Source organism: Catenibacterium sp. GCM10023432, assembly GCF_042651925.1.
In the GTDB taxonomy this organism is placed as follows: domain Bacteria; phylum Bacillota_I; class Bacilli_A; order Erysipelotrichales; family Coprobacillaceae; genus Catenibacterium; species Catenibacterium mitsuoka.
In genome coordinates, this window is the sequence record NZ_JBHSEB010000040.1 from 18,339 (window position 1) to 30,199 (window position 11,861).

12 protein-coding genes and 3 tRNA genes are annotated in these 11,861 nt (G+C 34.3%); 6 read left to right on the plus strand and 9 right to left on the minus strand.

Annotated elements, in window-relative coordinates; translation table 11 throughout:
* Nucleotides 1-41 precede the first annotated feature (41 nt).
* From ACFOZZ_RS05815 to ACFOZZ_RS05840, 6 genes are all read right to left on the minus strand, one after another.
* Nucleotides 42-1,919: a heavy metal translocating P-type ATPase gene (locus tag ACFOZZ_RS05815; protein WP_376814895.1), complete on the minus strand. Its 1,878-nt coding sequence runs from the start codon at nt 1,917-1,919 to the stop codon at nt 42-44.
* A gap of 15 nt (nt 1,920-1,934) precedes the next feature.
* On the minus strand, nt 1,935-2,153 hold the full coding sequence (locus ACFOZZ_RS05820) for a cation transporter (RefSeq protein WP_055234177.1): 219 nt from the start codon (nt 2,151-2,153) through the stop codon (nt 1,935-1,937).
* Nucleotides 2,154-2,166: 13 nt separating this feature from the next.
* Nucleotides 2,167-2,514 carry an ArsR/SmtB family transcription factor gene (locus tag ACFOZZ_RS05825; RefSeq protein WP_006505676.1) on the minus strand — a complete coding sequence of 116 codons (348 nt, stop codon included), beginning with the start codon at nt 2,512-2,514 and terminating at the stop codon, nt 2,167-2,169.
* Nucleotides 2,515-2,623: 109 nt separating this feature from the next.
* The gene (locus ACFOZZ_RS05830; protein WP_055289413.1) at nt 2,624-3,970 is read right to left on the minus strand and encodes a rubredoxin-like domain-containing protein; all 1,347 of its coding nucleotides are present in this window, start codon (nt 3,968-3,970) and stop codon (nt 2,624-2,626) included.
* A 15-nt stretch (nt 3,971-3,985) separates the two neighbouring features.
* Entirely contained in the window at nt 3,986-4,582 is a 597-nt protein-coding gene (locus ACFOZZ_RS05835) for a flavin reductase (protein ID WP_055234179.1), read from the minus strand.
* 59 nt (nt 4,583-4,641) lie between these two features.
* Nucleotides 4,642-5,382 (minus strand): putative ABC transporter permease, encoded by a 741-nt coding sequence (locus ACFOZZ_RS05840; protein ID WP_278780475.1) that lies wholly within the window; start codon nt 5,380-5,382, stop codon nt 4,642-4,644.
* Between the two features lie 247 nt (nt 5,383-5,629).
* On the opposite strand from ACFOZZ_RS05840, the gene deoC reads away from it, so the two are divergent.
* Nucleotides 5,630-6,298 (plus strand): deoxyribose-phosphate aldolase, encoded by a 669-nt coding sequence (gene deoC, locus ACFOZZ_RS05845; protein WP_055289415.1) that lies wholly within the window; start codon nt 5,630-5,632, stop codon nt 6,296-6,298.
* Nucleotides 6,299-6,392: 94 nt separating this feature from the next.
* Here deoC and ACFOZZ_RS05850 read toward each other — a convergent pair.
* From ACFOZZ_RS05850 to ACFOZZ_RS05860, 3 genes are all read right to left on the minus strand, one after another.
* Nucleotides 6,393-6,468, minus strand: a tRNA-Ala gene (locus ACFOZZ_RS05850).
* 20 nt (nt 6,469-6,488) lie between these two features.
* A tRNA-Ile gene (locus ACFOZZ_RS05855) sits at nt 6,489-6,565 on the minus strand.
* A gap of 20 nt (nt 6,566-6,585) precedes the next feature.
* Nucleotides 6,586-6,662: transfer RNA gene (locus tag ACFOZZ_RS05860), tRNA-Ile, on the minus strand.
* 222 nt (nt 6,663-6,884) lie between these two features.
* On the opposite strand from ACFOZZ_RS05860, the gene ACFOZZ_RS05865 reads away from it, so the two are divergent.
* The 5 genes from ACFOZZ_RS05865 to ACFOZZ_RS05885 form a co-directional block, all read left to right on the plus strand.
* Nucleotides 6,885-7,877: a LacI family DNA-binding transcriptional regulator gene (locus tag ACFOZZ_RS05865; RefSeq protein ID WP_055235067.1), complete on the plus strand. Its 993-nt coding sequence runs from the start codon at nt 6,885-6,887 to the stop codon at nt 7,875-7,877.
* Nucleotides 7,878-8,017: 140 nt separating this feature from the next.
* A complete protein-coding gene (gene galT, locus ACFOZZ_RS05870) occupies nt 8,018-9,487 on the plus strand; it encodes a UDP-glucose--hexose-1-phosphate uridylyltransferase (protein WP_147556477.1) in 1,470 nt (489 codons plus the stop codon).
* Nucleotides 9,481-10,494 (plus strand): aldose epimerase family protein, encoded by a 1,014-nt coding sequence (locus ACFOZZ_RS05875; RefSeq protein ID WP_055235065.1) that lies wholly within the window; start codon nt 9,481-9,483, stop codon nt 10,492-10,494. The genes galT and ACFOZZ_RS05875 overlap by 7 nt, the downstream gene beginning before the upstream one ends.
* On the plus strand, nt 10,491-11,774 hold the full coding sequence (locus ACFOZZ_RS05880) for a galactokinase (protein WP_376814896.1): 1,284 nt from the start codon (nt 10,491-10,493) through the stop codon (nt 11,772-11,774). The genes ACFOZZ_RS05875 and ACFOZZ_RS05880 overlap by 4 nt, the downstream gene beginning before the upstream one ends.
* A 2-nt stretch (nt 11,775-11,776) precedes the next feature.
* Nucleotides 11,777-11,861 (plus strand): NAD-dependent epimerase/dehydratase family protein (locus ACFOZZ_RS05885; RefSeq protein ID WP_376814897.1); only part of this gene is annotated, 85 nt, incomplete at its 3' end.

The following is an 11,861-nucleotide window of genomic DNA, read 5'->3' on the forward strand; positions in this document are numbered from 1 at the left end:
TGTTTTTTTATACAATGAAAAAGGCATCCCTGAGGATACCTTTAATTATGAATTGTGAGTGCACGTGTTGCGTTCATGACTGCAAGAATCATAACACCTACATCTGCAAATATTGCAAGCCACATATTCGCAATACCAAGTGCACCCAATACTAAACAGATGAACTTAACAGCTAACGCAAAGACGATATTCTGTTTTACAATTTTTAATGTCTTAGTAGAAATCTTCATTGCAAGGGAAATCTTTAATGGATCATCATCCATCAAAACAACATCTGCTGCTTCAATGGCAGCATCACTACCAAGACCACCCATCGCAATACCAATATCAGCACGAGAGAGTACTGGTGCATCATTGATACCATCACCGACAAAGGCAAGTTTTTCTTTGTCTGATTTATTAGCTAACAACTTTTCTACTTCTTCTACCTTATCTGCAGGAAGAAGTTCACTATGTACTGTATCAATGCCAATTGTATTGGCTACAAAATCTGCAGTAGAAGCACTATCACCTGTTAACATAACAGTTTCCTTTGCCCCTAATGATTTCAAACCACTAATAGCTTCTTTTGCATGATCCTTGATAATATCAGAAATCACAATACAACCTGCATATTTGTCATCAACTGCTACATATACAAGTGTACCAGCCTTTGTATAAGCACTATAACCAACGCCTTTTAACTTCATTAATTTCGCATTACCTGCAAGAATATGATGATCATTATAGTCTGCTTCTACACCATGTCCTGCAATTTCCTGAATATGATCTACAAGTTTATTATCGATTTTCTGATTATAAGCTTTCTTTAAGCTGACGCTGATAGGATGTGTTGAAGCACTTTCTGCATAAGCAGCATATTCAAGTAAATTATATTTATCAAAACCTTCGGCAGGTACAACATCAGTCACTTCAAATACACCCTTAGTTAATGTACCAGTCTTATCAAATACAAAGTACTTAACATCGGATAATGTTTCTAGGTAATTAGAACCTTTTACAAGAATACCGTTCTTGCTGGCACATCCAATACCACCAAAGAAACTTAATGGAATAGAAATAACAAGAGCACAAGGACAGCTGATTACTAAGAATGTGAGGGCTCTAAAGATCCAGTCACTGACATGGGAAGGCTGTCCCATAATAGTTAAGACAATAGGGGGAATAACAGCCAAAGCGAGCGCACTATAACATACAACAGGTGTATAATACTTTGCAAACTTTGTAATAAAGTTTTCTGTTTTGGATTTCTTCATACTTGAGTTTTCTACAAGATCAAGAATCTTAGAAACTGTTGATTCACCAAATTCTTTTGTTGTTTTAACTGTGATACGTGCTGTCATATTAATAGAACCACTATAGATTTCATCACCACAATGGGCGTTACGAGGCACACTTTCACCTGTTAAGGCACTTGTATTTAGTGTTGTATCACCCTCTACAATAATTCCATCAATAGGAACCTTTTCACCAGGATTGATAATGATTTCACTACCAATCTCTACATCATCAGGATCTACTTCTTCAATCTCTCCATCCACCATGATATTGGCATAATCAGGACGAATATCCATTAAAGCAGCGATATTCTTACGACTCTTACCAACCGCAATGCTTTGGAATAATTCACCAATTTGATAGAAAACCATAACGGCAGAACCTTCAAGATATTCACCAAGGCACATAGCTCCGATTGTTGCGACAGCCATTAAGAAGTTTTCATCAAATACCTGACCATGACTGATATTTTTAATGGATTTTCTTAGAATATCATGTCCAATCACAAAGTAGGGAATTAAATAGAGGATAAACTCGACATAGCCTGGTACAGGGACAATTGTCTTAAATACTGTAATTACAATCAATAAGACAATCGCAATAATAATTCTATTTAAAACATTCTTTTGCTTCTTTGTCATTTCTATCACTCCTTATTAAAGGAAGATTTCGCAATCATCCTCAACAATTTTACAATTTTCTCTTGCTTTTTCCATAACTGCCTGAGGATCAACATCTTCCTCAAACTCAACCTTTAACTTTAAAGTCATAAAACTTAAAGTGGCATCCTTAACACCTTCAGTATTCTTTACTGCTTCTTCCATCTTATTTGCACAATTTGCGCAATCTACATCTATTTTATAAGTCTTTTTCATATTATTTTCTCCTTTACTCTTCAATATGATTCATACCAATAGATAAAATACTTCTTACATGATCATCATCTAATGAATAGAAGATAACCTTTCCTTCTCTTCTAAACTTTACTAGTTTTGCATCCTTTAATACCTTAAGCTGATGACTAATGGCTGGCTGAGAAAGCTGTAATATAGTAGCTAAATCACCTACACATAGTTCACCTTCAAATAAAGCATAGAGGATTTTGATTCTTGTAGAATCACCAAATGTCTTAAATAAATCTGCTAAATCATAAAGATATTCATCATCAGGCTGATTCTCTAAAACCTTTGAAACAACATCTTCATTCGCATTTAAGAATTCATTTCTCTTTTCCATGGCTCCTCCTCATATAAACGTTTTTACATATTTAATTATATGAATATGTTTATACGTTGTCAATAGAAAAGCCGAAGAAATAAATGTTTCTTCGGCTTGGCTGTATGTATTATTCAGTTATTTCTTCAAAATCTGAAGCAGGATGTTTACATAGAGGACAAATAAAGTTTTCAGGAAGTTCTTCTCCGCTATATTCATAACCACAGATCTTACAGCGCCATTTACGCACAGGAGTTTCTTCCTTTACTTGATGTTCTTCATTCATATCTTTTACAATCACATCAGCAAGAGCTTCAATTTTTTCATAATCTGCATTTTTCATACGTGATTTAATAGTGAGCTCTTCACCAATATAATTCCAAGATAATGATTCAAGAATAGCTTTCATAGTCATTTTAGCACTTGGTGCCCATGTACCATTTTCAATTAAAACACATGTACGATTCTGTAAAAGATGTTCCTTGATTTCTACCAATAAGTTCTGCATAGGTGTGAATAAACCCGCATTATAAGATGCGCTTGCGAATACAAGATGAGAATATTTAAAACTTTCAGATAAGATATAAGATGGATCAGTCTTAGATACATCATACACTTTAATGTTGTGAATACCTTTTTCACTTAACTTACTTGCAAGAATCTCTGCTGCATTGGCAGTACCACCATAAATGGAACCATAGGCAATCATAACACCCTTTACTTCAGGTTTATAGGATGCCCAGCATGCAGTATGTTCTACCATTAGGTTAATATCTTCATCCCAGATAGGACCATGCAGTGGACAAAGCATTGAGATATCGAGAGTAGATGCTTTCTTTAAGGCATTAGTCACCTGTACACCATATTTACCAACAATATTTGTATAATAACGTCTTGCTTCATTCCAGAATGATTCATCTAGATCCATTTCACTTGCAAATAAATTGCCATGAAGTGCACCAAAAGTACCAAATGCATCCGCACTAAATAAAATACCAGTTGTAGAATCATAAGTCATCATGACTTCAGGCCAATGTACCATTGGTGTAGTAACGAAGCTTAATACATGATGTCCAGTTTCTAAAGTATCGCCTTCCTTGACAACTATAGCTTGCTGATCTACATCAAAATCAAAGAACTGCTTCATCATACGGAATGTAATAGTATTACCCACAATCTTTACATCAGGATAACGTATTACAATATCACAAAGTGTTGCACAATGATCAGGCTCCATATGATTGACTACTACGTAATCAAGTGTTCTACCATCTAGTACATGTTCTAAATTTTCTAAGAATTGATGAGCAATCGCTGCATCTGCAGTATCTAATAAGACAGTCTTATCATCTACTAATAAGTAAGAATTATAACTTATTCCATCAGGAATAGGATAAACATTTTCAAATAGTTCTAAACGTCTATCATTGCCTCCTACATAATAAAAATCATCACTTATTTGTCTTACATTAAACATTCTTTTTCCTCCTACCTAAAGTGGCTCAAAATCAGATGCCGGATGTTTACAAATAGGACAGATTAAATCCTCAGGTAATTCATCACCTTCATAGACCCATCCACAAATCTTACATACCCATCCTTTTTTCTTCTTTTCTGGTTTTGGTTTTACATTCTTGAAATAATAGTCATATGTCATAGAATCATGATCATTTAAGATAACAGCATCATCAAGTTCTACAATAAACATCGTATGTGTTAACTCATCCAATGTTTCTATAACATGACCTTTCATATATGCATTTGCATATTGTGTTAAGTAAGGTAATGAGTCTTTCAAATCATATATATCAAAACCATCAAACTTATTAACTTCTTTGCCGCTTTGGAAACCAAATCGTTTAAAGATATCAAAAGGGCATGTGATATCAAGCACAGATAAAGTCATATTCTTTGACTTCATCAATACATCATGAGTGTAATTCGCCTTATTCAAAGTCACTGCAATACGATAAGGATTACTTGTGAGCTGAACAGCTGTATTAATAATACAGCCATTAGGCTTATTACCATCATTTACACCTAATACATACAAACCATAACTGAGTTTAAATAATGCATTCTTTTCCATGGTCATACCTCCTCTTATTTATTATAAACGTTTTCACGCAAAAAAAAAACTCAGATGCATTATTTCTGAGTTTTTGTGTGGTATTTGTTTAAGATATCAGGGAATGCCTTGACTAAACGACGATGTGAATATTTCTTAATAAGATGTTCACGGTGACTATCCTTTAATTGACGTGCAATCTTAAAGATATCATCTGTTGTAATTTCATTATGAATATCTAGTTCTAGTTCATCTGCAAACTTCTTAAGATCCTGAGAGACTGTCTCAAGTTTTTTCGCAAGATGAGTGGCTTCAAGAAATGTAGTAATTAAGTCGCTTGTGAATAGTGTGATACACACAGTAGAAGCAATAACCATTGGAATATAATCATATTGAATAAGCATATGAGTCAGATGTGGCTGTACATTCTTCACTGCAGTGACAGAAAAGAAACCAAAAATAAAGAAACCTTCTAAACAGATACGACCATTTAAGTTGAATCTCATTTGAGAATAGTCCCACCATCTTGCATGGAACATCTTTTCCATGAAATAAGATGTGAGATATTCAATAAAGCATGCGACAATAGCTCCTTCTATAAAGATAAGAGACCAATCTTTAGAGATAGGAAATAAAGCACATACAATAATCGCACCTGATCCATAAATAGGAATGCAAGGTCCAGTTAAGAAACCACTGTTATGTATCTTATGACCTGTGGCGATAGGGCAGATGAGTGATTCCCAGATCCATCCACAGAAACTATAAATAAAGAAGGAAATAACCAGTATTGTCCAGTTATTCGCAAATGCATCTAACATATTATATTAACCTCCTTGTTAACATTTCACCCATTATAGCATTATAGGAATATAGAAACAAAGAAAACTATAATTTGAGCTTAACTTATTCTTTTTATTAAGAAAAAGTGAATTAGAATCAACGGATACATTTGCGATTATTGGTGCAACAATTACAGAAAATTTTGGAATTAAGATGCCAAAAGATAGAATTGGCTATTCTATTCTAGATAAACTGTTATAATAGAATATAAGAGAGGTATAAAAAATGAACACAAATGAAATTTTAAAAAAAGTAGACCACACATTATTGGCTCAGAGTGCCACTTGGGAAGACATTAAGGTGATCCTTGATGATGGAATCAAATATGGTACAGCATCTGCATGTATTCCAGCTGCTTATGTTAAACAGGCAGCAGAATATGTGGATGGTAAACTTCCTATCTGTACAGTTATTGGATTCCCAAATGGATACAGTACAACTGCAGTAAAAGTATTTGAAACAAAGGATGCTATCGCAAATGGTGTATCTGAAATTGATATGGTTATTAATATCGGATTCTTAAAAGATAAGAGATATGAAGAAGTAGAAGATGAAATCCGTCAGATTCATGAAGCATGTGATGGTAAAATCTTAAAGGTTATTATTGAAACATGTCTTCTTACAGAAGAAGAAAAGATCAAGATGTGTGAATTAGTCACAAATGCAGGTGCAGAATACATTAAGACATCAACAGGGTTCTCAACTGCAGGTGCTACATTTGAGGATGTGAAGTTAATGCATGATCATGTAGGTGAAGGAGTTAAAGTAAAAGCAGCAGGTGGTATTAGTTCATTTGATGATGCTGAAAAGTTCATCGAACTTGGTGCTGACAGACTTGGTACAAGCCGCCTAGTTAAAATCATGAAGAATACAGACACTGGTGCAGGATACTAAAAGTAAAGAACTATAATCCTTTATATAGGACTATGGTTCTTTTTTACGCAATGAAATAAAAAAACAGACACAAATGTGTCTGTTAAGTTCTAAATGGTGGAGCCTAGGAGGATCGAACTCCTGACCTCCTGCGTGCAAAGCAGGCGCTCTCCCAGCTGAGCTAAGGCCCCAAAGAAATTTTAAATAAACATGGTGGGCCTGAATGGATTTGAACCATCGACCTCACCCTTATCAGGGGTGCGCTCTAACCAACTGAGCTACAGGCCCATGTTTAACAGTTTTAGAAATGGTGGGCCTGAATGGATTTGAACCATCGACCTCACCCTTATCAGGGGTGCGCTCTAACCAACTGAGCTACAGGCCCATTTCTTGACTGCTCACCTATAATACCATGTAGAAGTAGACACGTCAATAAAAAAATAAAAAAAATATAGGCAAGGTAGAAAAAAAGTTTGATACATACAATGAAAATAAAGAAAAAATAATTTATCATTAAAATTGGTTAAAATATTACTAAAATTTTTACCTCATTTTATCTGGATTGTGATATATTAATTATTATAGTAATGTTGAGGAGGAAAACGAAATGGCTACAATTAAGGATGTTGCGAAAGCAGCGGATGTTTCTATCGCAACTGTATCAAGAGTATTAAATGAAGATAAAACATTGAAGGTTTTACCTGAGACAAAAGAGAAGATATTAAGAGTAGCTAGTGAACTCAATTACTCCTTAAAATCAAAAGAAAAGAAGAAAACATTTAATATAGGTATTATCCAGTGTTATACATTTGAACAGGAATTTAGAGATACTTATTTCTTATCTATTTTACAAGGGGTCGAGAAATATTTAAGAAAAGAAAAGATGGCTTCTACAAAAGTAAGATACGATGATATGAATATGAAGCAGGTATTAGAAGGTGTGGATGGCATTATCTGTATTGGAAAGTTTGAAAAGAAGTATCTCGATACATTTAGTAAGTTATCTAGTAGAATTGTTTTACTAGATATGGATTTGTCTCCTATCACAAATGTCTGTATCTCATTGGATTTTGATGACGCGATGTGTAAAGTAGTCAACTATTTTCATTCGCAGGGACATGAAACAATTGGTTTTATGGGAAGAAATGAATATGATGAGATGTCTTTACAAACAATTTCTAGAAAGAAAAGCTTTATTAAATATTGTGAATATCTAGGAATAAAATATGAAATATTTACAACCAATCATGAAATGACAGGAGATGAAGGCTATTCTGTCATGAATCGTGTGATTGAGGAAGGAAAAATACCTTCTGCAGTGTTCTGTGCCAATGATCCTCTTGCGATGGGGGCTATGCAGGCTTTATTAGATGCAGGAATCAAAGTGCCAGAAGAAGTGTCTATTATGGGATTCAATGATGTGGATGCATGTAACTTCACACGACCTACATTATCTACTGTCTATGCACCTTCAAGTGAGATGGGAGAGATGGGGGCTTCATTATTACATAGAATGATTACAGAAGAGGATATCAGCTATCCATGTAGAATACAATTACCATGTCAATTGGTTATTAGAAATTCATGCAGAGAGAAGTAATAAAACTTCTCTTTTTTATTTTAGTAAAATAATAAGTAAATTAAATAGTAAAATAATTAAAAAAATATTGATTATTTTACTAAAAGGTTTATTATAGTAGTTGAAGAAAAAACAAAATAAAAAAAAGAGGAGACCATACAATGAACCATCAAATCAACAGATTACTCAACTTTGCGTTACAAAAAGGCATGATTAGTACAGATGACTTGTACTATGCCGCAAATTTAATTTTAGATTTACTTCAGTTAGATGAATTTGAATTAGAAGAAATCGATGAAGAATTAGAAACAGCACAGGATATCATTGATCATATTCTTGACTATGCAGTAGAAAAAGGTATGATTTCAGATTCTGTGACTGAAAAAGATTTATTTGATACAAGACTTATGAACTGCCTCATGCCTCGTCCTAGTGAAGTGGTAAATAAGTTCAACACTCTTTATAATGAATCTCCAGAAAAAGCAACAGACTACTTTTATGATTTAAGTATTAGTAGTAACTATATTCGTAAATCACGTATTGATAAGAATATCAAGTTTAACCATTATGTTAAATATGGTGATATTCAGATTACTATCAACCTTTCTAAACCAGAAAAGGATCCTAAAGCAATCGCAGCTGCAAAGAATATCAAATCTACAAACTATCCTCTTTGCTTATTATGTAAAGAAAATGTTGGATTTGCAGGTAATATGAAGCATCCTGCTAGACAGAATCATCGTATTATCCCACTAGATCTTGCAGGTCATCGCTATTACCTACAGTATTCACCTTATGTTTACTACAATGAACACTGTATCGTATTTAATGAAGAACATCAGCCAATGAAAATTGACCACAATACATTCGAGCATCTATTCGCATTTGTAGATAAGTTCCCTCATTATATGCTGGGAAGTAACGCTGATCTACCAATCGTAGGTGGTTCTATCCTTACCCATGATCACTACCAAGGCGGTCGTCATCATTTTCCTATGGAAGATGCGAAAGTTATCAAGAGTTATGAACATGATCATGTACAGATAGATATGCTGTATTGGCCATTGTCAACTCTAAGACTTACCTCTACTTCCAAAGAAAAAATCATTGCTTTGGCTGATGTTATTCTTGAAAGATGGATTGATTATAGTGATGAATCACTAAATATCATTGCATATACAGATGGTGTAAGACATAACACAGTAACACCAATAGCACGTATGAAGGATGGAAAGTATCAGTTAGATCTAGTACTTAGAAATAACCGTACAACTGAAGAATACCCTTTAGGAATCTTCCACCCTCATGCTGCACACCATCACATTAAGAAGGAAAACATCGGCTTAATTGAAGTAATGGGCTTAGCTGTTCTTCCTGCAAGATTAAAGAATGAATTAGAAGATATCAAACAGTGTCTATTAGGAAATGCGGATTTTGATTCAAATGAATCATTACAGAAGCATGCAGACTGGTACAAATATCTTAAGAATTGTGATTACGAGGATGTTGATGAATTCCTAGAAGTTGAAGTCACTAAGAAGTTTGTAGCAGTATTAGAAGATGCTGGTGTATATAAAATGACTGATGAAGGAATTGAAGGATTCAGTCGCTTCGTGGAGGGCTTATGGTAGAAATTAAGAAAGAATTAGATGATGGCATTGTTGTCATCGGCTTAGAAAACAAGGACTTCTATGTAGAAGTCACAAACTTTGGCTGCACACTACTTAAAGCTGTAGTGAAGGACAAAGAAGGAAATCCATGTGATTGTGTATTAGGTTTCCCTGAAGTATCAGATTACCAGAAGAGAGATGGTACATATCTTGGTGCTTTGGTAGGGCGAGTATGCAACCGTATTGAGAAGGGAACCTTCACATTAAATGGGAAGACTTATAACGTTCCTATTAATAATGGTCCTAACTCATTGCATGGTGGTATTGAAGGATTCTCTTACAAGGTATTTGATTATGAATTTATAGAAGATGGTGTCAAGTTCCACTATGTATCTAAAGATGGTGAAGAAGGCTATCCAGGTACATTGGATTTCTATGCTTATTACACAATTGAAGGAACATCACTTCATATGCGCTATGAAGCAACAAGTGATCAGGATACAATCATCAATATCACAAACCATTCATATTTCAACTTAAATGGACATGCATCAAGTGTTCATAATCATGTATTAAAACTTAATGCTGATGAAGTAGGCTGTGTTGATGGTGATGGATTATATACAGGTGAATTATTAGATGTCTCAAATAATCCATTTGACTTTAGAAGTGAAAAAGTGATTGGAGACTGTATCAAAGACAATCATCCACAGTTAATCACAGCACGTGGTTATGACCATCCATTTGTATTTAATACAGATAAAAATCAGGCAGAACTTTATTCTCCAGAAACTGGTATTAAATTAACTGTATCTACTACTTATCCATCAGCACAGGTATATAGTGCAAACTACTTAGATGGACAGTTAGATAAATATGGATATACTATGCATCCACAAGATGCATTATGTATTGAAACAAGTTATTTACCAGATAGTATTCATAAAGAAGAAAATCCAAAGGTTATCTTAAACGCAAATAAACAATTTAAAGAAGAAACAGTATATACATTCGAGGTAACAAAATGAAAGCAAGCTTATTAAAAGAAGAATTTAAATCAAATAAACATAATCAATTATTAGAAGACTTATATGAAGATGCAAGTCTTGTAGATTATCAGAAAGATAGATATGCCAATGCATTAGATAAGTTCATTGAACTTTATGGTGATGAAAATGTCAGCATCTATAGTGCTGCAGGTAGAAGTGAAATCTCAGGTAACCATACAGACCATCAGCATGGTTGTGTATTAGCCGGTTCTATTAACTTAGATGCCATTGGTGTAGTCGCTAGACAGGATGATGTAATCAATGTTGTATCTGATAGCTTTAATATTAAGCCAATCTATTTAAATGATCTAGATAAGAAGGATGAAGAAGAAGGTACTTCAGAAGGACTAATCAGAGGTGTTGTCTCTAAACTTAAAGAACTAGGCTACAATATCGGTGGTTTCAAGGCATTCATTACAAGTGATGTATTAGTAGGTGCTGGTTTATCTAGCTCAGCTGCTTTTGAAACAATCATCGGTACAATCATTGATGGCTTATATAACGATATGAGCATCGATATGGTCACTATCGCAAAAGTAGGACAGTATGCTGAAAATGTCTATTTTGGTAAGCCTTGTGGATTAATGGACCAGTGTGCATGTGCCGTTGGTGGACTTATCTCTATCGATTTCAAGGATACAGAACATCCTGTTGTAAATCATGTGGATGTAGACTTCTCTAAATATGATCATAGCTTATGTATCGTTGATACAAAGGGAAGCCATGCAGATTTAACAGATGCTTATGGTGCTATCCCCACTGAAATGAAGGATGTTGCTCATTACTTTGGTAAGGAATTCTTAAGAGAAGTAGATGAAAAGGAATTCTTTGATCATCTTGCTGATGTCAGAGCATCCGTTAAGAATGATAGAGAAATTCTAAGAGCTATTCATTTCTTCAAGGAAAATGCTAGAGTACCTCAGATTGTAGAAGCATTAAACAATGATGACTTTGACTTATTCAAGAAGTTAATCAAGGAATCTGGTAACTCAAGCTATAAGTTCTTACAGAATGTTTATGCAGACTTTGATTATAAGCATCAGGCAGTTTCTGCAGGTCTAGCATTAAGTGAAATCGTATTAGGAGACCATGGTGTATCTAGAGTACATGGTGGTGGATTCGCAGGTACAATTCAGGCATTTGTAGAAAATGACTTTGTTCCAGAATATAAGAAAGAAATTGAAAAACTATTTGGCGAAGGCAGCTGTCATGTACTTAAGGTAAGAAAATTAGGTGGCTGCAAAGTTATGGAGGAATAAATATGAATGTATTAGTCACAGGTGGTGCAGGTTATATTGGTAGTCATGTCTGTGTAGAATTACTACAGAGCGGACATGATGTTGTAG

Coding starts and splice junctions, on each gene's coding strand:
- ACFOZZ_RS05815 (WP_376814895.1), bottom strand. CDS start 1,919: ATGACAAAGAAGCAAAAGAATGTTTTAAATAGAATTATTATTGCGATT.
- ACFOZZ_RS05820 (WP_055234177.1), bottom strand. CDS start 2,153: ATGAAAAAGACTTATAAAATAGATGTAGATTGCGCAAATTGTGCAAAT.
- ACFOZZ_RS05825 (WP_006505676.1), bottom strand. CDS start 2,514: ATGGAAAAGAGAAATGAATTCTTAAATGCGAATGAAGATGTTGTTTCA.
- ACFOZZ_RS05830 (WP_055289413.1), bottom strand. CDS start 3,970: ATGTTTAATGTAAGACAAATAAGTGATGATTTTTATTATGTAGGAGGC.
- ACFOZZ_RS05835 (WP_055234179.1), bottom strand. CDS start 4,582: ATGGAAAAGAATGCATTATTTAAACTCAGTTATGGTTTGTATGTATTA.
- ACFOZZ_RS05840 (WP_278780475.1), bottom strand. CDS start 5,382: ATGTTAGATGCATTTGCGAATAACTGGACAATACTGGTTATTTCCTTC.
- deoC (WP_055289415.1), top strand. CDS start 5,630: ATGAACACAAATGAAATTTTAAAAAAAGTAGACCACACATTATTGGCT.
- ACFOZZ_RS05865 (WP_055235067.1), top strand. CDS start 6,885: ATGGCTACAATTAAGGATGTTGCGAAAGCAGCGGATGTTTCTATCGCA.
- galT (WP_147556477.1), top strand. CDS start 8,018: ATGAACCATCAAATCAACAGATTACTCAACTTTGCGTTACAAAAAGGC.
- ACFOZZ_RS05875 (WP_055235065.1), top strand. CDS start 9,481: ATGGTAGAAATTAAGAAAGAATTAGATGATGGCATTGTTGTCATCGGC.
- ACFOZZ_RS05880 (WP_376814896.1), top strand. CDS start 10,491: ATGAAAGCAAGCTTATTAAAAGAAGAATTTAAATCAAATAAACATAAT.